This is a genomic window from Paenibacillus yanchengensis (assembly GCF_042684845.1).
GTDB classification, from domain to species: Bacteria; Bacillota; Bacilli; order Paenibacillales; family Paenibacillaceae; genus Pristimantibacillus; species Pristimantibacillus yanchengensis.
On sequence record NZ_JBHUMH010000063.1, the window covers coordinates 42,107 to 65,661 of the forward strand.

Below are 23,555 nucleotides of genomic sequence, written 5' to 3' on the forward strand. Positions count from 1 at the left end.
AGCCCACAAATTGACTATACCAAGCCTGTTTAGAATTGTCAATTGATTTTTGAAAGCGAATTCATCTGTTGTATTTATATGAGGTTAACCTACATCGTTCATTTTATGAAAATGATTTATCAAAAATATTAATTAGCGATGGCTCTGTTTTCGGTAGCTTGCCATCTAAATAGTGATCGACGATATCATTATTAAAAAGCTGATATACAACACGCAAATGCTGCGGCTGCCAATCCGAGGAAACATACAATTTACCTGCACTTTTTTGCTTTTTATATGTAATCTCAGACAATTCAAATGTAGTTACAATCTTTTTCAAATCCGCCGCCACTTGTATAACAGCTTTACAAGCCACATCATGTAAACCGTCTCCATACTCTAAAGCAGGCACAGAATGATGTACAATATCTCCTGCATCTAGTTTAGAAGTTAATTGATGAATCGTCATTCCTGCCCAATTTGGCTTCAGCATATAAAAAGGCCAAAACAACGTCGTATTTCCTCGATACCATGGAGATAAACCGCCATGTATATTCCAAGCATCCCGTGGTCCAGCAGCTAACAAGTGTTCACTCAGCTTATGAACGCCATAGCTTATTAGAAGATCCGCATGCAATGATTGAATCCAATCCATCGTTTGTTGACCATTTAATGATTGCATACTAACCTTTAATGTAGGAACAGTCTGGTTTATCATGTCATTTCCAGCAAAGAAAACATGCTCTGCTTGATCACGATCCGCAAAATGTCGCATAAAATTCAAGCGATCCTGTTCCTCAAGTCCATTAGGAGGCTGCGGCATAAAGGCTTCACGTTGCTCCACCACATGTCCAACAACACAACCTAATCCAATTAACTGGTTGGCAACATAAAAATGTCTAGGGTGTGATCCTGTCAATAATACTACTTTTATCATCCTATCTCTCCTTGCTGATCACGAAATGGACCGTCCAGCAGGCCCGCTTCCTTCAAACGATCAATAGACATTTTATAATCCTTCAAAGGATAATTCATTTTTGCTGCAATATCCGTTAAAGAATGAATACCATCAGCATAATTCAAGAGCATTAGCACTTGATTCAAATGCTGCCGATTGTCAATTAACGTATTGGATGATTTACCGCGAATAGTTGGTGCATTAAGATCCGGATATAAATCATACTTACTTAATTGCGGTTCTCCAAATGGTTTCAAATTGTAATAGAATCCATTCAACTCCTGAAGCTGCAAAATTTCCTCTAATTCATCTACACTTTGCAATAATGCTTCAATCGTCATTTCCTCTTTCGTATCCAACGAATTATGATAACCTGGATATTGCCCATAAACCATGCGTGAAAATTGCCCCATAGGCAAATTAAAGCCTGGCGAACAATACTGTCGCTCATCCGAACCATTTAGAGGTGAAAATGACCTCATACCCATATCGCTTTTTCCATACTTCACCATATACTCCACTAACGCATTTAATGGCGCTTGTTTTTTACGAGACATTTTATAACTTAACGACTTGTCCTTCCCTCCCAAGCATGTGAGGACCATACCAGAATAAAGATTTTCTTTCAGATGCTCACCATACTTAGCCAAATAGGCAATCGAACCAATGGTTTCAGGGTGAAAGACAAAGCGATATGTAAATTCACGTTGCTCCCACTTTTTTAAGCGCTGATATAGAAATGCAGCTACAATAGGACCGCTAAGTTCATTATTAGCCATCGATGGGTGGCAAATATAAGAAGTGATTAACACTTCTCGCTTTGATTTACCTGGCAATACGGCTTGCGCATAATTGAGCACACCATCCATCTTTTCACTATCAATATACACATGATACTGATCGTCCACCAAAGCATCCAACTGCTGCTGTGACATACAAAAACCCCAGCGCTCTTTATAATAAGAAATAACATAAGGTATAGCGTCTGGCAAATGAGGAATCGTAAATAAATGCTGCTTTAACTCGTCCAAAGAAACAATGCGGTCAATCGGCTCGCTATAATTAACAACATGCAGATTACTATTCGTAATATTAATAATCTCTCGACCTGATGAATCCTTAATCCATGCTTCGCGAATAACCCATTCCTTGGGAATCGTCCAGTCAAACACCGTTGTTCCTGAAGGTATTTCTTCAATTTCGAGTGGAATATACTCTTGTAAAATATGAAGCGTCTGTCTCACGCCTTCTCCCGTAATGCTTCTAAACAAAGGGAATAAACGATCAAACAACTGATCCATTTGTTGTAATTCATTCATCATTTGACATCCTATCTTTTCTATCAGCTTATAATATATTTTAATTGATCCACGACATTTTGAACGTCTTCATCTTGCATCTTCGGAAATAAAGGCAAAGTTAAAGCCTGCTCATACCACTTTTCCGCAACTGGACATAGACCTCTTTGATAACCTAGCCGCTCATAATAAGGGAACCAATAGACAGGAATATAATGCACATGTACGCCAATATTAGCTGCACGCATCTCCTCGAATACTTGCTTGCGACTTTTCCCAATGATAGCTTCATCCAATTGAATAGAATATAAATGCCAGCCAGAGCTAGAATGTTCCACTTGATAGGGTATCTTAACTCCATTGACATTGCTTAACAATTCAGTATATGTTGCAGCCAACGCACGGCGGCGATCCATGAAATCATCCAGCTTTTTCATTTGAGAAATACCCAATGCCGCCTGCACATCAGTCATTCGATAATTGAAGCCTAATTCAAGCATTTCGTAATACCATTCACCTTGCTCCGCCGCATAAGGCGTTTGCGTAATACCATGACTACGAAAAAGCAGCAGCTTCTTATAATAGTTTTCATCGTTGGTTACGATAGCGCCACCTTCAGCAGTAGTAACCGGCTTAACAGGATGAAAACTAAACATCGTCATATCGGCTTGCGAGCCTATTTTCTTCCCTCTATACTCAGCACCAAACGCATGCGCTCCATCCTCAATAACTACTAGTCGATGATCCTTTGCCAGCTGCATAATTGCTTCAATATCGCAGGGCTGTCCTGTAAAATCAACTGGAATAATTGCTTTTGTGCGACTAGTAATTTTCCTTGCGACATCCGTTGGATCGATATTATACGTGTCCTTGTCGATATCAGCAAATACAATATCCGCTCCTAAATAACGAGCACAATTCGCACTTGCAGCAAAAGTAATCGGGGTCGTAATCACTTCATCCCCTTCAGTAATACCGGCAGCATAACATGCCCCATGCAACGCAGCAGTTCCATTCGAGAACGCAACAGCATATTTCGTTCCTGCATAATCTGCCACAGTTTCCTCAAATTGCTTAATAGTAGGACCCGTAGTTAAAAATGGCGAACGTAATATTGCCACAACAGCTTCTATATCATCATCATCTATTGTTTGCTGACCGTAGGGCAGAAAATCTATTCTCTTGCTCATAACAACAACTCCCAGCTCAATGCTGTTCCTTTCGAGGCATCAGCTTTAATCCGTTTTCCTATAACTAAATCATAGTACTTCGTCTCTAAACCCAAACCTGGCCTTACATTTCGAAGATTTTGTGCTGTGAAAATATCCCCAGCCTTCATATCTTCACCTACATAGAGAGAGCGACGATTATTGAGTGATGGTTTTTCCGCTTCCGTCGGACCATACTGGATATGTCCAATACTTTGCCATGCCCGCTCCGTTTCTTGCACTAACATCTGCAACTCATGCGGCTCCATAGAAAATGCAGCGTCCACGCCACCTTCCGCACGCGAGGTTGTGAAGTGCTTCTCGATCACTGTAGCTCCCAGCGTCACAGCCGCAACTGACACACCTATCCCCATCGTATGATCCGACAAACCAATCTCTGTATTGAATAATTGCTTCATATGCGGAATCGTAGCGAGATTAGAATTTTCAGGAGAAGCAGGATAAGTACTCGTACACTTTAATAAAATAAGCTGTTCATTACCTTCGGATCTTACCGCTCGAACCGCTTCGTCTAACTCTGCTGCTGATGCCATTCCCGTAGAAATAATGATGGGCTTACCTGTTTTAGCTACCTTTTTAATCAATGGAATATCTACATTTTCAAAAGAAGCTATCTTATAAGCAGGGACATCTAGTGATTCAAGAAAATCCACAGCCGTTTCATCGAATGGCGAACTGAATGCAATTAGTCCAAGCTCTTTACATTTATCGAAAATTTCTTTATGCCATTCCCAAGGAGTATAAGCTTGCTGATATAACGTGTAGAGAGATTGCCCTTTCCACAAATCTTGCTCATTCGAAATAAAAAATTCATCTGTATGTATGTCTAAAGTAATCGTATCTGCAGTGTAGGTTTGCAGCTTAACTGCATCGACACCCGCTTCTGCGGCTAACTCTACTAAATGGAGCGCCCGTTCCAACGACTGATTATGATTGCCAGACATTTCTGCAATAATGAATGGCTTACTATCTCGCCCTATCTTTTTGTTGCCAATTTGAATCATAATCACCACTCCACTATTTTTTGAAGCCAAGGATTCACTTGCCCCTGACTCGCTGTTATATGTAAACCCTGCTCACTTATTGCTTTTATCTTCTCACGTTCACTCGGCAATGAGTCCAGAAATACAGCATATGTATCTACCGTTACCTGTTCATGCCAGCCCAAGTTAAACACCGCACCTAGCTGCTGAGCTGTTTCTGTCGATATCCTCTGATTGTCAGCTACAATCGTACAGGAAGATGGCAAACCTACATAACATCTTTCCCAAGTAGTAGAACCACCTGCACCAATAGAAAAGTCCGCTTGAGACATCAGTTTAGCTATATAATCAATTTGACAATGATAAGTATATTGTTGTCTATAACATATTTGTTCGATTTCTTGTCGGTTCGCGTTACTTAAACCAACAACAACATCGACATGTTCGAACTCTGTCGTCGTATGTTGCAGTGCTGTCAAAACCTTCAACGTCTCATGAGTGGGATCGCTCCCTCCCATAAACACAAGCAGCCTGTTCACTTTACCTGTTCGCGTTACTAACTTAGCGCGTTCATCAATAAATTCATCTCGCATAATTAAATACTGTGGTCCAAGCAATTTCACACAATGCCCTGGAACTAGAGCATCATAACGATGCTCGTAATGTGGCACAACATTTTGATCTAGTAACACATCACAATCATGCAGACGATTTGCTAGATCATCGATAACGACAATTTTCCGAGCGAACGGTCTCATCTGCTGCTCCCACGAAGCATCTAGCTGATAATGATCTATAATGAGTATATCGGCAGATTGCATCTGCTGAGTAACAGGAAAACCGCGTCCTATTACAAAATCTATCAAATTACCTGGCAATAACTCCATCCAAAAAGACACGCTATGCCCTAACTTCCTAATATGATCAGCAATCGTTAAACAACGCATCACGTGACCACTGCCTATGTCGATAGAAGCGTCTGTACGAATAATAATATCCACTATAACACCAGCCTTTGCTCAATATACATTGGTTAAGCTGTCATTTGTACACATTAACACCAAAAACCTTCTAGTGCCACACTACTGGTGCGTGAACTGGAAGGTGTAGCCAATTACAAACTATAAATTTTGCTCAATTCTAATAAACTATGAATATCATGATGTGCATGATATTCTTCCGATCTCTCTAAAGAGATATAGCTTCCCCTTAATATACGAACTGTCTGAAAACCAAGTTCCTTAATTCCAACAAAGTCTTTAGCAATGTTATCGCCAACATAGACGATATCTGAAGGTTCTACCCCTTCTAATTGGGCTATTTTATTGAAACAATAAGGGGATGGCTTACTATGCTTCAGACCAAAACGATGAGTAATAAAGTATTTGTTTACACGCTCTTCTAACTGCAAGGCTTTTATTTTTCGATATTGAACAAGTTTATTACCATCTGTCACAATGTACCTGGGAACTTGATGCGCTTCTAACCTTCCTAACATAATTTGAGCATCTTCAAACAATTCTAACTTTTCTGGTTCATGTTTACGATAAACAATGACACAATACTTCACATTTTCTTTTGTTAGTTGCTGAATGGATGCAAGCGCCACATCAAAAACTTTACCACGCCCCTTACTTATCATAGTGTTCCACATTAACTCTGATAACTCATTAGCATCAGCTCCGTAACGAACTGCCAAAGAATTAGCAACGGCGCGAAAACCGCTCCGAACATAAGTTAATTCATCATACAATGTGTCATCAAGATCAAATACTACTACTTTCATATCAGCATATCCTCTGCATGACGAATCAATCTTTTCTCCTCCTTGGAACGTTCAAATACTAGCTCCTTATCAGTTGTACCTATACTCTCTTGCATAAACCAATATACACTTTGCAATCCCGCTGCGAACGACAAAGTTGATGCCCCGCCCACTCTACAATTACATTCAATTATATGAATTTTTTGATTTCCATCTAACAAAACTTGAAATATAATATGTCCCTGAAAAGGAAAATGCTCTGCAATTTGCATCATCATCGTTTCAACCTCAGGAATGCGTACGGTCGTCGTAATCTGAGATTCTCCATGAACGACTAGTTCGCGTGCACGCACTATTGCACCTTTTGCTTTTCTACCACTCACATAAACATCCACGCTATACTCCTTACCTTGTATATATGGTTGAATTAAAGGATGCTCTAGTGTGAGCATATGTACAGCTGCTTGCTCTTCTGATAGATTAATTCCGATTGCCTTAGATCCTGAACCATAACGCTCCTTTACCACATAAGCATCCATACCTGGTGGAATGCTTTCATAACTTGGAATTACAGGATAATCGAGTTCCGCTAATCGCTTACTGAATAGAAATTTATCCAAACATGTTTGTACAATAGCTTCATCAGAAATCATAATTGATATCCCTGCTTCTAATAATCTTATCTTATGCCTAGCAAAGTACAATAGCTCACCGTCACGAGTAGGTAATACTAATGTGATCTGATGAGCTGTACAATAATCAATAAAGCTATCTATGTGTAATTGCTCAAGCAATGGACTCTGCCAAAAACAATCTACAAAATACTGACCAATACACTTTTCATTCACATCTGCACCATATACCCTAGTTGTAGGATTATGAATATGCGCAGCTGCTTTAACCGCTTTTATTAAAGGAACTTTATTTGCTATACTCATCACAATTATATGCATCGTTTATTCTCCTAAAATCACACATTATTGTGTTTCTGTTCGACATGAGCATTTATTAAAGCAAGATTAAGTTGATCTTGCAGCAGTTGTCGAACCTCTAACCAGCCAAATATATCGCCCCTATACAACTGTTGATATATATTCTCAATTAATACCCAGTCTTCTATTGTATCTAGTGTTAAACGATACTTAGAATAATTTTCACCTTTACGAAATACTTCAAACTTAAACTTCTCACGATTATTCTGAAAGTAAGTTGTTACATGTTCTCGTTCAAAGTCTGACCTTCCATTGTTATATGCTTGTTGCAATGCATCCATTGTAAAGATTTCTGCGTCCAATCCACGCGGAAAAACATCTAGTCCAATTCGAGCATAATCACAAGCAGTCTGCTTAAAATGCTGTATTAATTGTTCAACAATAGATGGGTCAAGTAATGGACAATCAGAAGTAATACGAATAATTACATCTGCTTGAGCTAACTTTGCAGCTTCGTAATAGCGACTAAGCACATTATTCTCACTTCCACGATAACATTCTACTCCTTGTGCAATGGCTTCATCATAGATAGCTTGATCGCCAATTTCAGTCGATGTCGCTACTATAACCTTTGTAACGCTAGGCACTGCTACACATCTTGCAATAACATGGGCAAGAACCGTTTGATCAATAAGTGGTCGTAATACTTTACCTGGAAGACGGGTTGATCCAATCCGAGCTTGTATAATAGCAACAATTCTCATAGCTATTCTCCTCTTATAACCTGCTCATACACTTTAAGCGCCTTAGCAATACACGCATCCATATCATAATAAGTATACTCTGCCAATCTACCCAGAAGCACTACCTGATTATATTGCTTCGCTTTTTGCTTATACTGCTTATAAACAATTTGATTTTGAGACTGAGGTATTGGATAATACGGAATATCCATTCCAGGTATATCTTTACTATATGGCTGAGGATATTCTCTTACAATACTCGTATACGGATGAACTTGACCTGTTAAATGCTTAAACTCTGTAATACGTGTAAAATCATACTCATTAGGATAATTAACCGTTCCTGCAGACTGATACTTTTCTTGTTCTATTGTTTCGTGTTCAAATCGTAATGAACGATATGGTAATTCTCCATATTTATAGTTAAATAACTCGTCTATTTTTCCAGTATAAATAAATTGACCAGTAAATGGTTGACCGAACAACATTATACTACCAGTGTCAGCGTTGAAGGTTACGACTTCTTTATAATCGGTATTAAGCATTAATTTAATATTTTGATGATCTAGCATTGCTTCTACAACCCGTGTATAGCCGTTTTTAGGTAAACCTTGATAGGTATCTTGGAAATAACGATCATCATTAGATATATACACAGGAACTCGACCAGTAACGTTCCGATTTAACTCTTCTGGCGTCATATCCCACTGCTTTTTCGTGTAGTGCAGAAAAATCTTTTCATATACGTAATCAGCCAACCATTTCAATTGCTCATCTGATGTTTCACGCAACTTAAGAATCGGAACCTTAACGTTATACCCAAAGTGCGTAACTAGTTTTTGCTCTAACTGTTGTGCCGTATGTTGGGGCAATAGCGTAAACAAAGATTTTAAGTTAAATGGTATTGGTACGTGTTGCCCATCAATACTCCCTAAGACCCGATGGTGATAGTGATTCCATTCCGTAAATTGTGATATATAGTCCCAGACTTCTTTCAACTTCGTATGGAAAATATGTGGCCCATACTGATGAACAAGTATTCCATGCTCGTTATGATGATCAAATACATTACCTGCTATATGATTACGCTTCTCGATAATTAACACTTTTTTATTCAGATCATTGGCTATCCGTTCCGCAACAACAGAACCTGACAGTCCTGCACCAACAATAACGTAATCAAACATAGTTATTCCTCCGATAACTCAGATCTTATTTGAAAAAATTTAAAAAACAAATAAGGAATGACAAGAATCGAGCATAATCCAGTAGTAATTAGTGAGATAAATCTTTGCATCCATTTAAAGAAAACACCCTTATAAAATTGAGCTTTAGTCATTGTTTTTAATTCAGTATGCATATTACATTGAATATAATGATTAGCAGGAATAGTAAATGCGAACTGTAATACATTCCAAAACCCTACTCCTGTCATATTCGTCACTACATAAATAACAGCATCATAAGGTTTGGATGGTAAACCGTTGACTTTAAGTTTTCTATTAAAACTTTGTTTGTACGAATAAGGGATTATTTTGTTAATACCTTCATATTTTTCTGCAAGCTTAACTCCATGCTCATGTGTTAACAAATCAAAAACATAACCGGGCATCTGTTGTTGGATTTCAGGTAAATTTCGATCCAACTGCTGAAAACTTGCAGAACGTATAATAAGCGCCCTTTTTAACACTTTCTCCCCATCCCCCCTCTTTAGAATCTAACGATAAAATGTGAAAAATGTATCGAATGGTACTCTCAATCCATCAGCAATAACTGAATTAACTGGCTTTCGCTTACCTTTAAGTTTGTCAATATCTTTAAATGCTGAAAACATAGCCTTCAAGTAAACAGTTGTTCTTTGTTCAATACTGTTGCAAATGCATAAATATATTAGTAGCAATGTCGTTTTTAAGCACTTACCAAATTTATAGTACTTCCAAACTAACCAAAACGCATTACGTGTGTAATAAAAAGGAGCCCTCCACGAAGTTCGATTTACTGGTGAATATTTATGATAGGATACAATATCACTAAAGAACTTTATGTGATAACCTTTATCCCAGATTCTGAAAGCTGTATCCATTTCATTATTATATAGGAAAAATTCCCCCGGATAGTAACCTATCTCACGAAACAACTCTGCTCTAATTCCCACTCCTGCTCCATTGAAACTCATAAAATACTGGCTGGAGATTGCTTCCGTTTGAGCTTGGACAGCAGTTGTTACACTAACTTCATCGTAGTGATAAAAGTTTCTGACATCAAAGGCAACAGCCCCTAATAAAGGGTCTTCTTCAAACCTTTCCACCATTTTATTTATAGCATCAAAAGCAGGGAAACTATCATCATCAATAATAACGATATACTTCCCCTTTGCAGCCTCAAATCCTTTATTATATGCTTCTATTCCAATGTTTTCCGATAGTGCGATTAATTGAACTTCTGGAAATTCATTGGAGATCATCTCTGGTGTTTCATCACTTGAAGCATTATCTACAATAATTACTTCAATCGGACTGTATTGAATCTGTCTAATGCGATTTAAGCTTTCACGCACGTCATTTCTTCTATTCCAGGAAAGCATTACAATAGTGATGGTTGAGTTCATAACGATAGACTTCCTAACATAGCTTGTTTTTCTCCATCCATTCTTTCGTTGATTCTGTCCCAAACACGCTCACTAGACTTACCATCCATAAACACATGTGCCATCTCTTTTAACTTTCGACGCTCTTGGGCGTAGTAGCTTTCATTATAGAACAACTTTATAATCTCCGCCTGTAAATCCGATTGGGACATTGTTTTAGGACCCGGTGTCCACATCTCGTACGGCTCCAGTACAAATCCTCTTGATTCTGAGTACTCATCTAAATCCACTGGTGTAAACAAAATTGGGCGATCCAATAATAAGTAATCAAAATAAACACTGGAGTAATCTGTTATCAACAAATCAGCAGCGTTTAAAGTTTCATAGAGATCTGTCCTGTGGTCAAGCAATACTTGATCTGATAATAAATAAATATTTTCATCGCCTAGTCTATTCAGATATGGCATGACTTCTTCTTCTTCCAATGGATGGGTTTTTATAATAAGTGCTATATTATTTTCTTTTAAAAATTCAGAAAAATCAGCTTCTCTAAACGAATCAAAACCAAAAATATTTGACCAGTTTTTATTTCCCGAAGTTTGTTTTAGCAACTTAGACTGTCGATAGGTGGGCATTAAATAAATAATTTTCTTATCTACAAAGTTTACGTTCAAAAGCTTCTCTAATTTTTCTCTTCCATTTGTACCATATAAAAAATCATTGCGTGGCATTCCAGTAGTAACAAATTTATCGCGCGGTATCCCCATACATGCTCCCATAACTATGTTATAAAAAGATGAGTAGGAGGCGATATCATCAAATTGCAGCCAATGTTGATGATGCTTTTCGTTTTCCATAACATTTTTTTCCATATAACCCAAACCTTTAATGGGGAATCCGTGCCATAATTGAACGTAAAAGTTATCCTCTGTCTTTCTAGATGGTGAAACATCATCAAATACCAGCATACGATTCTCTAGGATTTCACGTAAAAAAGAATACCTGTTAAAAAAATGATAGCCCATTTCACTGGAATGACAAAAATTTACATTGTATTTCGTTTTATATTTCTCTGGCATCAACTTTAGTAAAGCAACAATATTCGAACCGCTGTAAGAAGACGTGATTAGTCCGATCTGCTTATGTCTCTGGTTGTAGACCGAATTATTTAAGTCGAATTGCTCGATTCTAACATTAACTTTCCCATCTTTGCCCGTATAACTTCCATGATATACCCCAAATTCTGTAATACCTAATTGAGCTAGTTGTTTCGATATTTCTAATGCATACATACTCGTAATAATGATATAGGCGTTCTCATAAGCAACTACTTGTTCAAGTGACCAGACTGGTTTGTCGCAAAAATAAGTTTGCCATTTTAATTCACTATTGTCTACAAAAGAAATAATGTTATAGTCGCGATGCATAACAGCATAAGCTTCCTGTCCCAAACCTGAAGCACCAAATAGAACAATATCTTTCAATCAGACATCACTTCCTTTTGCACAAGTAAAATTAAATCATTTGTAAAATTTCTTTTACACTTTTTACAGTCAGATTCGGGAATAAATCCAACTTGTCTATTTCTTCACGAGATGCTTCTCCACTGAGTACACAAATAAAATCAATATTTAATCTTTTCGCCATCTCCATATCTGTATATAACCGATCACCAATAACAACTGGAGTCCTAGCAGGATGACTCTTGGCAAATTGCTCAAGCTTAAATGAAAGCATTTCGATGTTAGGCTTTCCAAAAATTTTGTACGGCGTTACTTCCAGTGCAGTAGAGAACATATTAATAAATGAGCCAATGTCTGGAATAGGACCGTCAGGAGTCGGACAATTCACATCAATATGAGTTGCGAGCATCGGAATCCCTTGATTTAGAAACTTACTTGCCTTTTTAATTTTTTGATAGTTTATCTCCGTATCATAACCAAGTATAACAAAGTCTGGAGTTTCGGCATCCGTCTCAATATTATTGGATTCTAAATAATCTATCATCGCATTAGTTCCTACAGTGTAAGTTTTTAATGCCCCTTCATCCAACAGATACGCTATAAGACCGTCAGTTGATAAAATAATCTTGTGCTCATCAACTTCTATTCCAAAAAGTTGCATTTTATTTATTAGCTCAGATTTGGAATACGAAGAATTGTTTGATAGTAAAAAATATGGTATCTCATTTTTATTCAGATAATTGATAAACTCATCAGCACCTGGAATAAGTTCTTGACCTTTCATTAGAGTTCCATCCAAATCGATAAAAAACACTGCGTCTTTAATATCCATGCTTAAATTATGAAATTTCATATCTGCTAATGCCAGATCATTATAATTATCAATTTCTACCCAACGATAATCATTAATAGAATAAGGCTGCATATTAATTAATCTCTCTTTTAACACACTTTGAATCGCTACTTCCGTCCAATCCTTCAGGTTATTTTCGACATTGATAATAGTTTCAACTCTATCAAATAAAACTTTTGCTGAATTCATTGAAAATTTGTACATGTCGATAGAAACTCCGTAACTATCATCCTCATCCAAGGCCTTGGATATATCAACAATTAAGTTATCGCTATTTACTTTAATTTTCATTGACTCGTCCATAAAATTATTCTTTTCTACTGCAATCAAATCAGGATAAGGCGAATTAACTAAACTCACAAATATTTGATTATCATAAATTATATCTCCATTGCATAAAACAAAGCTTTGATTATAAAGATAAGGTTTCAACAAATAAAGTGAATACATATTATTCGTAGTTTCAAACAAATCATTTTGAATAAAATGAATCTCCATCTTCTTGAATCTACGTTTAATATATTTCTCATCAATTAATTCGGATCGGTAACCAGTAACAATATATACTTCCTCTACACCACCTTCTAGAAAAGCAGATAATTGTCTTTCAAGCAACGTTTCCCCTTGAACTTTGACCATACATTTTGGTTTATGATTCGTAATTGGTTGAAGCCTCGAACCAAGACCTGCTGCTAATATAGCTGCTTTCAATTTATTCACTCCGATTTTATATTTTTTATTGCTATTTCATCCAAAGCTCTCTACGCTGTCTCTTTTCCTCAAAGCAATTTGGCAATCAATTTCATCCTTCCTTCTTTGTAATCGGTCTACTAAGATAGGGAGGTTTATAGCTTTATAATTACTGTATATCCTCTCACAATTATCCATATATTGTTTGTCTTGTTCGTTTTCAAGAACATTAGAGTACCTGTCAATATATACATGTGGTGTAATTTCGCTATTATACAGCTTGTAGTCCAAAACATGCTTGCAAGTTTGAATAATTAATTCATACCTGTCGAGTACAAAGTCATTCATACTCAAAATATTAACTGACTTCATTTGGTCTACGAAGATTGCTGTATCTTCATTTTCATCATTCAATATTACATCAACAACTTTATCGGGATATTTATGTTCAATCATTTCAATGATGTAACTCGTTGCTGTTAAGTCACTACCAATTATTACAAGCTTATAATATTTTTCAATAACAAGCTGCGCACGTGGAATTTGTATTGGAAGCTCTAGAATTCTACCTTCTACTGCTCTTCCTCTGATCCCATTCAACATGTCTTCAAGAGCAAACTGCCTTGTTAAAACGACTTCAAATCTGTTATTATACGTGCCAAAATAAAATTCTTTAAACGACTGATCTATGATATACTCTGCAAATGAATAAATCTGATCGTAGCGAATATATTTTAAAAAGAAATATAATGTGTTTCTTCGCGAATAGTAGTCACCAAAAGTTGTCGTTCTATCCAGCGCACCTCTCTTATGGTAAACTATAGAAGGTGTGTATATCATTAATTTGTATCCATTCAATATAAATTGAAACCCCATATCAGAATCGTCCATATAAATAAAATATTCAGGGTCCATATCTCCGTACTTCACAAGCATTTCTGTTTTTATTAACATTGAACATGCAGGAATAACATCCGTTTCAATCTCAATTGGCAGTTTAGGATTGTCCTCACTATTTGCTAAATACTTTGTAATTGTAAAATTATCCATATCTATCTCAGTGTTTAAATATTGCACCCGGTCTGGATTTTCCATATAAAGCAGTTTGGATCCAACTGCCGCTACATTTGAATTTCTATTTAAATAATCCACCAGATGAAAAAGTGCGTTACTGTCAACCAATATATCATTATCAAGCAACCACAAATAATCATAATTCTTCTTCAATGCTGCTTGTATTCCCCAATGAAAGCCATCAGCACCACCAGTATTTTCTGTTTTCCGAATTAGGGTCAATTTATCCTGATACTTCTCTAAAATTGCTTCTGGCGCACCATCGGTTGAAGCATTATCCACTACGTAAATATCATAATTTTTATAAGTCGAATTTAATACTGATTCTATACAATTCAATATATATTCCTTTTTATTCCACGTACAAATTACAATACCTACTTTTTTCATGCGCCATCTCTCTTTCATTAATTTATCACTTATCTCAACGGCGGTTCAAAGTTTCATGAATATTTGCCCATACTCGTTCACTTGAATTTCCATCCTGATGATAATGAATTATATTTTTTAACGAAATTCTTTCAGTCTGATAATAATCTTTATTTTCAAGTAGTAACAATAATTGCTCTTGCAGTTCATCTTGATTGATGACCTTAGGACCTGGTGTCCAGGAATCATATGGCTCTAATAAAAAACCTCTATCTTGCGAATAATCTTCATAATCAACAGGGGTAAATAGAACTGGTCTATCTAATAATAAATAATCAAAATACACGGATGAGTAATCTGTAATTAGAAGCTCTGCGGCATTTAATGTTTCATACCAATCCATATTTTTTGAAATTAACATCTGACTGGTTACTAAATAAACATGGCTGCTGAACATACTTTCTATTAAAGGAAGAACCTCTTCTTCCTCGTGAGGATGGACTTTCATAACTATTAATAAATTATTCTGCCTTAAAAAGGTTTCAAAACTGGAATTGTCAAATACCTCCATTCCAAAAATGTTACTCCAACTTTTATTACCTGTTTCCTGTCTTAAATGCTTTGAATTACGATAAGTCGGCATTAAATAAATAATTTTCTTTGATGTAATGTCCACTTCTAACAATTCTGACAAATTTTCTTTTCCATCACTTCTATACAAAAAATCATTTCTTGGCATACCTGTCACGGCAAATTTATCTCTTGCCAAGCCAAACGAAGCACTTAACAAAACATTATAAAAACTTGAATATGAACCAATAACGTCAAAACGATTCCAATTATGATGTTGTCTATCGCTGTGCACCACTTCTTTCTGCATGTATCCGAGTGCCTTTAAAGGAACACCATGCCACAAGTGATAAAATAACGTATCTTCTAACTTTTGTTTAGGTATATTTTCATCCAGTACTATCATTCTGTTCTCTAGAATTTCCTTGTGAAAATCATAGCCCTCAAAAAACAATGCTTGTTTTTCGTGAGCGCTGCATACTGTTATATTATAAATCTCTTTATATTTCTCTGGCACCAATTTATATAACGCCCCTACATTAGAAAGAGCGTGATTAACTATAACCAAACAAATATTTCTATGTCGATCCAAGCCGTGAATTCTTTCTAAATCTATTTCATCAATTACAGCTCTCGATTCGATTCTTCTATATATTCCCACCTTTTTAATACCCATGGCCTGCAACTGTTGAGCAATTTCAAATGAATACAAACTTGCTATAACGATTTTACAATTCGACATAATTAATAATTCACTAGGCGGCAACACTTTTAACCCCACAAAGTCTTGATTCCACTTCTCATCATTATTATCAGAAAATCCTACAATATTGTATTCATCTTGGAGATCTATAAATGCCTGTTTGCCTTTCTCAGAAGCACCAAATAATATGACATTTTCCATAACTAAACACCTTTCTTTTTATATTACAGGTAAATAGTCGGTTAACAATTTTAGCTCTCTTTCTTCCAAATAATCTGCCGCATATGCCTTACCTGGTTCTGTGGCAACTAAAACATAATCCGCTTTTGAAAAATCAAATTCAAAAGGTGTTAAAATTGGAATACTATCATGCGCTCCTTTTTTATATGTATCAATTAAACCTATACATATCAGATCAGGGTAATGTTCATTCATAATCTCGATTGTTGTAATACCACCAACACCTGCTCCCCAAACTGCATATGTATGAAACAAAATCCCCATTTTCTCCCTAACATATTGTACTTTTAACAACACTGCATCTTTTATCCCATTTAAAAGTTGGTTATCTTGTTTTGTTTTGGAATTATGGTGAACCCTGTAATAAAGCAGTGACACTTCTAACTTTCTGAATTGCATTTGTTCATTGCACGCCCTAAGCCACAAATCCAAGTCCTCCGCAAAATAACATTGATAACCTATCAGTGTTTTAAAAATACTTTTTCTCATGACTACAGCGGGGTGACAAAAACAATACCAGTCTGTTAAGAACTGTTTAAGCGGATGAACTAACGGCTGATTTAGTTTGTTTTCAAGCAATACATTTTCTTCTCCAATAATAGTTACGTAGCTCGATAGAATATCAATAGACTGATGAGTTTCCAGAAAATCAACTTGCTTTTCAAAACGATCAGAATAACAAATATCATCCGCGTCCATTCTAATGATGTATTTGCCTTGTGCGATAGCAATACCTTCATTTAAACTAGAGACTAACCCTCTATTATCTCTTGAAATAACATGAATCCTATTATCCATCAATTTATACTTTGTTATAATTTTGAGTGATTGATCTGTGGAACCATCATTAATAATAATAAATTCAAAATCTATATAACTTTGGTTCAATACACTTTGAATAGCTTCTTCCAAATGTAATTCACCATTATATACTGGCATTATGACGCTTGCCATTACCACTATTCGGTTGCCCCCCGTCTAGTATTTCGCTCACGAAAAATCGAGCTCAGTTATAATATCTTGTGGAATATTTCTCGTATGCTTTTAAAAATCAGCAAGATGCGTTGCATCATTAACCAAAGGCTTTCTTATTGATCCATTTCTTTAGATCGTGAGCTAATTTATCCGAAAATTTTTCCCTACCAAACTGATTCAAATGTTCTACAACATAATTATGATGGCGGAAGCAGTCTCTTGTTATTAATTCACTATAGTCTTTAAATATATTTTCTTTTCCATCTTCCAGAAGACCACCGATATAATGAATATTTTCTCTATAACCTTGTAACTCCTCTTCTTTAAAGTTTTCAAGCCCATATTCATAATTTATAGGCATAATATAAGTGAATAAAGAAATATGATATTCTTCACACAACTTAATTATGTTCTTTAAAACTTGCAACCTTTTATTTTCACTATTCAGTGAAGATAAGTAATGCGAGGAGTACAATAATTTTGTGCGATATTCTTGCTCCGATTGCTTCTTACTTACCTTATTAATATGACTCCAAGCAAGAATTTCTGCCACCGATCTCATACCAATTCCCGGATAATAATTTTTGTTATTTATAAATTCATCAAAAGACACTTTTTGCATTGCAATGCTGGAGTTTGGAATCTCATATTGAAGATGATGCATTAACTCACTTAATTCATTCATTGTTTCCATCGAAAATTGATTAGGATTTAGCTCCCATATAGGAGCGAAGGATCTCATGTTTATAGGTAAAACCACCACTTTGGGCAATCTATTTGTTGCTATTAAAGCATTTAAGATATAATAAAATACGCCTAGATGAAAACCAGGAGAATGGATAATTTCAACCTTATTCTTCAATACCATTTTGCTTGTCATCATCTCATTTAACGTTGTTGTATCACTATCATCATTGGATGTATAGCTATACACTGAATCGCCGAATAAGAGGATGTCAGCTTTCTCATGTTTCATCTGAGCTGATTCCGAAAAATATCCTGCATGGTAATAATTTTTTCTTTTTTGTCCCCACGCTGACATATAGTGAATGTACTCTTTCATTCCCGCTTCTGATAATTGTGTAGTGATTTCGTCATAGTGGATACTTGCAACTAGTATTACATAGCTGTCAAAATTTATATTTCCAATAGTTTCCTTAGCGCTATAAATGGAGTAATGGAAAATTTTTTCTCCGGCTAATTTTTCATTATTATCAATTACATATTCAACCTTTATATTGAGCTTCTCCAATACAGATAAGGCTTGCTTTCCACCAGAACCCGCGCCAAAAACGATAACCTTTTTTGAACAGAGCAGTTGCAAATAAGGATTCAACGCATTTTCTATATCCACCATCATCTAATATACTGCCCCCTGTTTAACTGCATAACTCTTCTTTCTATATACTCAAACATCCACTCTCTTGAACTTTCCAAAGACTGGAGGTAATTCATGAAGTAAATTCGATCTGCTTCAGTATGAGCAATATTATTAAAACTATCTATAAATAGATCGTACTTATAGTTTAAGATTTCTTGCCCTATATCTAGTATGTGATCGCTAATACAAATATGATAGTTATCATTATGATTGATAGGCTCTGTCTCTTCCACTTGATACTTCCCTGTCTCTGTTAATCTGCTAATAACTTTTTGGTAGACAGATTTGTTTGATCCATAGTTTTTTATAATTACGTTGCCAGGAGAACTTTGATCCATCCATTCAGCCAATCTATCAGTTATTCCTTCTATTTCAAATATACGATCACATTGCGCTTTTCCTCGTATACCAACTAATGCATCTTCGAAAGCATACACAAGGCTTTTGATTACAGACCATCTATAATTATGTTTACTAAAATAAATTGCTTTATGAAGATCATTGAATATACAATCTATAAACTGGTCTAATTGACTTTGTTCAATATATTCCAAAAAAAAATGAAATCTATTTCTCCAAAAATAATAGGTAGCAAAAGTGGTTTTTCGTTCGGTTGCACCCATCTTATGCCAGACCTTAGCCTTTGATGTAACCATCACCTTGTAACCAGACTGCTTCATTCGATAACCCCATTCAATATCGTCCCAATAAATAAAATATTGAGAATCCATCAAACCAACCTTTCTTACAGCACTTGCACGAGCAATTAAGGCACAGGCAGGGACATAATCACATTCCAATAACAACGGCAAATCCTGAGTATCAAGGCTCCCCTTATTCATTGGTCGAATATTAAACTGATCCCAATCGATATACGACCCAAATTCTTGAAGTATATTTTCGGTACCGGAAGCTATTATTTTAGCTCCAAGTAATCCGATGTTGCTATTGTCTTTCATAATATTAATCATATTATTTATAGCTATTGAATCGACAATTACATCATTATCTAGTAAAACTATATATTCATATGCACCTTCTAGCGCCTTTTCAATTCCTGCGTTAAAACCACCAGCACCGCCTATATTGTCTGCAAGTTCAATAATATGAATAGGATAAGCCAACTCTTCTATAGCTTCAACGGAACCGTCTGTTGAAGCATTATCTACTACAATTACGTCAAAATTAGTGTAATTAGAGCGAAATACTGAATGAATGCAAAGCATTAAATCTGTTTTTTTATTCCAATTGCATATTACCACAGCTGTTTCTTTACTCACAAAACAGTTCACCTTCCAATCGCACTACAAATTCGTATATTCATCAAAACAATAAGTGCTCTCTTCATCTCAAGTGTGCGTGTATTTTCCTGCACATGATATTGATTTTTCACAAAAATGATCACTGCATTGAGTCGTTCAAATGAGAATTCGATCATTGTTTTATTGCCTCTCTATGATTTCTCTCAAATCCGCCACACTAAGCCATCTATCATTCGTTGCACTATTATATTCAAAACCTTCAGGTACAGTTTCCCCTTCTATCTTCTCAGAAGTCCACCAAGAAAACTCAGGCGCTATAACATAATAATCTTCGTATTCAACAGTATGACGTGCATCATCGACTGTTATCATCATCTCATGTAATTTTTCACCTGGTCGAATACCAACAACCTCTATCTCGCACTCTGGTCCTATTGCCTCTGCTAAATCCAAAATTTTCATACTTGGAATTTTCGGAACAAACAATTCTCCGCCACACATTCGTCCCAAATTATCAATAACAAATTGTACTCCTTGATCAAGCGTGATCCAGAAACGCGTCATTCTCTCATCTGTTACAGTTAATACTCCTGTATGTCTAATGCTCTGAAAAAAAGGAACAACACTACCGCGGCTACCCACTACATTGCCGTATCGAACTACTGAAAACTTCGTTTTTTTACCGCTAGCATATGAATTAGCAGCAATAAATAACTTATCTGAAGCTAGCTTAGTTGCCCCATACAGATTCACAGGCGCCGCAGCCTTATCGGTTGACAATGCAATAACTTTTTCAACACCACAATCGATTGCTGCTTCAATAACATTTTGGGCGCCATTAATGTTTGTTTTGACCGCTTCAAAAGGATTGTATTCACATGCTTCTACATGTTTCATGGCTGCAGCATGAATAACGAAATCTACTCCATCAAACGCACGATATAACCTTTCTTTATCGCGTACATCGCCGATAAAGTAACGCAAACGACTGTCTTCCCCAAATTCCTTTTTCATCTCATATTGCTTTAATTCATCACGACTAAATACAATAACTTTTTTTGCGTTCAATGTTAAAGCCTTCTCGACAAACTTCTTTCCGAATGATCCGGTACCACCTGTGATGAGAACACTTTTATTTTCTAATGGATTCTGTAGCACCTGCTTCACCTTCCAACTATAATTCTCTCAAATCTATTTTGTCGATCTGAATGCGTATCTCTCTCATAATTATTGGGAGTTCCTTCTTTAATTTTGTAATAAACGTTCCTACTATCTCGTCCATTAAATTTGATTTAGGTATCAAGTTAACCTCTTTAGCTATACTATCAACTTGTCGATCATAAGCATACAGCTCACTCTTCATCCATTCACTGATTATACTTTTAAATAGAGAAGAATGAACTACTTGCCCCCATTGTGTTTCAATATCCCTTATAAATTTCATACACTTATTTTGATTTGTTCTGCTTAATTCGGGTAACTTTGATAACAAAGCCTCCACCTTAATTACTTGCTTCTCAATCTCTACTAGTTGTTGTAATAGAAGTTGGCAATTATCTCTAACTTGTGTTTTATATTCCTCAGAATAAGCATAAGTGAATTTTGAAATATCTCTTTTAAACTCCTCTTTATTGTAACCAATATTCCCGATCAAACTAGCAACCTCAGATAACGGCAACCATGTAGTACCTTGAATTCTAGCACCATTAATTGTAGTGTTAATAAATGATGTATCTGGATATAACGCTATTAAATTCTCAATATCGTTTAATGTTATTTTCATTTTGGCTGATGTATGATTAAAACCACCCTTAACATTAACTACCGCCTCTGTTATCTGTAACTGATCATTCTTAAGAGCATCCGCTGTTAAGTGATTAGTACCCTCTGCGTATAGTAATTTATTGGGGAACGATAAATCCTGTCCTACTAGAATGATTTTATCACACCCCATATAAATCGCAGCTTGAATTGCTGTTCCTGTGACAGAATGTGTTCCTACAAATAGCGGATCATCATCATTAAGGTCAAAACAATATTTTATAAAAGGATCATGGGAGAAAAAAGAATGTATAACGTTCTCTGTTCGTTCCTTTAGAATTTCATAGTGTATTTGTGGAATGATTAATAGAGGAATATGATTTAGATCATTCTGTTTAAATATATTATAATTAAACTTTCCTGCATCCATAGATACAATTAAATGCGGTTCGATCCCATGACTTAATAAAGATTGAATACTTGATCCAGCGGCAATGAGGAACACTTGATCTTGTATAGATTTCAATAAATCAATCTCATTCTCTAATGATGGACCCGCACCAATAATTACTGCTTGTTTTCCTTTTAAGCGATCTCTCATACCTGCCAGAGATGGAGTATTTATAATAGACGTAAAGTTTCTAAGCGTGTTATACAAAGTAAACTTACCTAACGACTTTGCATATTGTTCCGATGATAAATGGTTGCTCAAACCTATCCTAAGCTTTTCTGTAAATTGTTCATATTGCGCTATGTTTTTTTTCATATAGAACGGTATAGCTACGATATGCTTCGACTCACTGGCATATATATGGAACAAAAAAAATAATTGTTCCTGTTCCATTGGGTCTTCTCCGACAGCTAAGTATCTAAAATTAGAGTGTTCTATAACTGATTGTAACGATATAACTTTTAAGCTTTCTACAAATATACTTAATTCAGGCTCGTATATATATATTTGATGCCCTCTATTTTGAGTTATGTAAGCATTGAAATGATAGCCCAAACCCAAACCGTACATAATGATATAACTATCTTGCTGGATAGGTTCAGAAGATTCAGACCAACGCTGACATTCATGCTCAGGGTTATATTTACTATACATATACAACGACTGCTCACCTTCACTATTTATAAATAAATTTAGTGTACCGTTTGCAGCTAGAACAATTGATATATCGGAAGTGTTCTGTTTCTCCATAAAAGTAGCTACTTTCTCATAAAGATCCACACGATACTTCCTTAATGTCTCCAAGTTTTCTTGAAGCATATTACTCATTCTTAACCGTCTCCTTGAGTACGTTTAATACATCAGCGAGTAGAGACGACCACTCATACTTTACAAGGTCACCTACGCCAACGAAATTTTCAATTTTTAACTCTTCTTGAAGTATAATAAACTGTTGCGGAAATTTTTCCACTAGCGAATTTAATTGGTCGTATAATTTAGGACAGTGATCCTTAGCATCCTCCACCGTCATATAAAGGGACTTATAACAATTTTCTAATCCATCTAAAAGCTGGCCGAAAATGCCCCATTTCTCTTCATCCATCGTTTCATAAAAAAGTTCGGAGACCGAACTGCAAGCTTGTAGCAGTTTAGGTATATATTCTTCAATATCCCTTACAACATCTATCCAAGTTTGGTAATCAATTCTCATCTCTATACCCCTTTTACTTATTCTATTATATATATCGTCAATATTCTCATATTTATGAATAGAAAAAGCTGCCCGAAGG

Annotated in this window: 21 protein-coding genes; all 21 read right to left on the bottom strand. The window is 35.9% G+C overall.

Going from position 1 to position 23,555, the window contains the following annotated elements; translation table 11 throughout:
* Positions 1-103: 103 nt before the first annotated feature.
* The 21 genes from ACFSTH_RS19170 to ACFSTH_RS19270 all read right to left on the bottom strand — a co-directional run bounded on the left by ACFSTH_RS19170 (position 104) and on the right by ACFSTH_RS19270 (position 23,476).
* Complete coding sequence (locus tag ACFSTH_RS19170) at positions 104-916, bottom strand: formyltransferase family protein (RefSeq protein ID WP_377773665.1); 813 nt, start codon at positions 914-916, stop codon at positions 104-106.
* On the bottom strand, positions 913-2,259 hold the full coding sequence (locus tag ACFSTH_RS19175; RefSeq protein WP_377773667.1) for a DUF4910 domain-containing protein: 1,347 nt from the start codon (positions 2,257-2,259) through the stop codon (positions 913-915). Before ACFSTH_RS19175 ends, ACFSTH_RS19170 begins: the two co-directional genes overlap by 4 nt.
* 20 nt (positions 2,260-2,279) lie before the next feature.
* On the bottom strand, positions 2,280-3,425 hold the full coding sequence (pseC, locus tag ACFSTH_RS19180; RefSeq protein ID WP_377773669.1) for a UDP-4-amino-4,6-dideoxy-N-acetyl-beta-L-altrosamine transaminase: 1,146 nt from the start codon (positions 3,423-3,425) through the stop codon (positions 2,280-2,282).
* Complete coding sequence (gene pseI / locus ACFSTH_RS19185) at positions 3,422-4,468, bottom strand: pseudaminic acid synthase (protein WP_377773931.1); 1,047 nt, start codon at positions 4,466-4,468, stop codon at positions 3,422-3,424. Before pseI ends, pseC begins: the two co-directional genes overlap by 4 nt.
* Before the next feature lie 2 nt (positions 4,469-4,470).
* The gene (gene pseG / locus ACFSTH_RS19190; RefSeq protein WP_377773671.1) at positions 4,471-5,448 is read right to left on the bottom strand and encodes a UDP-2,4-diacetamido-2,4,6-trideoxy-beta-L-altropyranose hydrolase; all 978 of its coding nucleotides are present in this window, start codon (positions 5,446-5,448) and stop codon (positions 4,471-4,473) included.
* A gap of 113 nt (positions 5,449-5,561) precedes the next feature.
* Positions 5,562-6,233, bottom strand: coding sequence for an HAD family hydrolase (locus tag ACFSTH_RS19195; RefSeq protein ID WP_377773673.1), 672 nt, complete (start codon positions 6,231-6,233; stop codon positions 5,562-5,564).
* A complete protein-coding gene (locus ACFSTH_RS19200; protein WP_377773675.1) occupies positions 6,230-7,165 on the bottom strand; it encodes an ATP-grasp domain-containing protein in 936 nt (311 codons plus the stop codon). The genes ACFSTH_RS19195 and ACFSTH_RS19200 overlap by 4 nt, the downstream gene beginning before the upstream one ends.
* Before the next feature lie 17 nt (positions 7,166-7,182).
* A complete protein-coding gene (locus tag ACFSTH_RS19205) occupies positions 7,183-7,908 on the bottom strand; it encodes a cytidylyltransferase domain-containing protein (RefSeq protein ID WP_377773677.1) in 726 nt (241 codons plus the stop codon).
* Between the two features lie 2 nt (positions 7,909-7,910).
* A complete protein-coding gene (glf, locus tag ACFSTH_RS19210; RefSeq protein ID WP_377773679.1) occupies positions 7,911-9,074 on the bottom strand; it encodes a UDP-galactopyranose mutase in 1,164 nt (387 codons plus the stop codon).
* A 2-nt stretch (positions 9,075-9,076) separates the two neighbouring features.
* Positions 9,077-9,577 carry a hypothetical protein gene (locus ACFSTH_RS19215; RefSeq protein WP_377773681.1) on the bottom strand — a complete coding sequence of 167 codons (501 nt, stop codon included), beginning with the start codon at positions 9,575-9,577 and terminating at the stop codon, positions 9,077-9,079.
* Positions 9,578-9,604: 27 nt separating this feature from the next.
* Positions 9,605-10,495: a glycosyltransferase family 2 protein gene (locus ACFSTH_RS19220; RefSeq protein ID WP_377773683.1), complete on the bottom strand. Its 891-nt coding sequence runs from the start codon at positions 10,493-10,495 to the stop codon at positions 9,605-9,607.
* On the bottom strand, positions 10,492-11,958 hold the full coding sequence (locus tag ACFSTH_RS19225; protein WP_377773685.1) for a CDP-glycerol glycerophosphotransferase family protein: 1,467 nt from the start codon (positions 11,956-11,958) through the stop codon (positions 10,492-10,494). The genes ACFSTH_RS19220 and ACFSTH_RS19225 overlap by 4 nt, the downstream gene beginning before the upstream one ends.
* Positions 11,959-11,989: 31 nt before the next feature.
* Positions 11,990-13,501: an HAD-IIA family hydrolase gene (locus ACFSTH_RS19230; RefSeq protein WP_377773687.1), complete on the bottom strand. Its 1,512-nt coding sequence runs from the start codon at positions 13,499-13,501 to the stop codon at positions 11,990-11,992.
* Positions 13,502-13,537: 36 nt separating this feature from the next.
* On the bottom strand, positions 13,538-14,944 hold the full coding sequence (locus ACFSTH_RS19235; protein ID WP_377773689.1) for a glycosyltransferase family 2 protein: 1,407 nt from the start codon (positions 14,942-14,944) through the stop codon (positions 13,538-13,540).
* A gap of 34 nt (positions 14,945-14,978) precedes the next feature.
* Positions 14,979-16,397: a CDP-glycerol glycerophosphotransferase family protein gene (locus ACFSTH_RS19240; RefSeq protein WP_377773691.1), complete on the bottom strand. Its 1,419-nt coding sequence runs from the start codon at positions 16,395-16,397 to the stop codon at positions 14,979-14,981.
* Between the two features lie 18 nt (positions 16,398-16,415).
* Positions 16,416-17,390 (bottom strand): glycosyltransferase family 2 protein, encoded by a 975-nt coding sequence (locus ACFSTH_RS19245; RefSeq protein WP_377773933.1) that lies wholly within the window; start codon positions 17,388-17,390, stop codon positions 16,416-16,418.
* Positions 17,391-17,508: 118 nt separating this feature from the next.
* Positions 17,509-18,771 (bottom strand): hypothetical protein, encoded by a 1,263-nt coding sequence (locus ACFSTH_RS19250; protein ID WP_377773693.1) that lies wholly within the window; start codon positions 18,769-18,771, stop codon positions 17,509-17,511.
* Positions 18,768-20,072 carry a glycosyltransferase family 2 protein gene (locus tag ACFSTH_RS19255; protein ID WP_377773695.1) on the bottom strand — a complete coding sequence of 435 codons (1,305 nt, stop codon included), beginning with the start codon at positions 20,070-20,072 and terminating at the stop codon, positions 18,768-18,770. The genes ACFSTH_RS19250 and ACFSTH_RS19255 overlap by 4 nt, the downstream gene beginning before the upstream one ends.
* Positions 20,073-20,234: 162 nt before the next feature.
* Positions 20,235-21,212 (bottom strand): UDP-N-acetylglucosamine 4,6-dehydratase (inverting), encoded by a 978-nt coding sequence (gene pseB, locus ACFSTH_RS19260; protein WP_377773697.1) that lies wholly within the window; start codon positions 21,210-21,212, stop codon positions 20,235-20,237.
* A gap of 16 nt (positions 21,213-21,228) precedes the next feature.
* Positions 21,229-23,094, bottom strand: a complete 1,866-nt coding sequence (locus ACFSTH_RS19265; protein ID WP_377773699.1) for a motility associated factor glycosyltransferase family protein — start codon at positions 23,092-23,094, stop codon at positions 21,229-21,231.
* Positions 23,087-23,476, bottom strand: coding sequence for a hypothetical protein (locus tag ACFSTH_RS19270; protein ID WP_377773701.1), 390 nt, complete (start codon positions 23,474-23,476; stop codon positions 23,087-23,089). The genes ACFSTH_RS19265 and ACFSTH_RS19270 overlap by 8 nt, the downstream gene beginning before the upstream one ends.
* Positions 23,477-23,555: the final 79 nt, after the last annotated feature.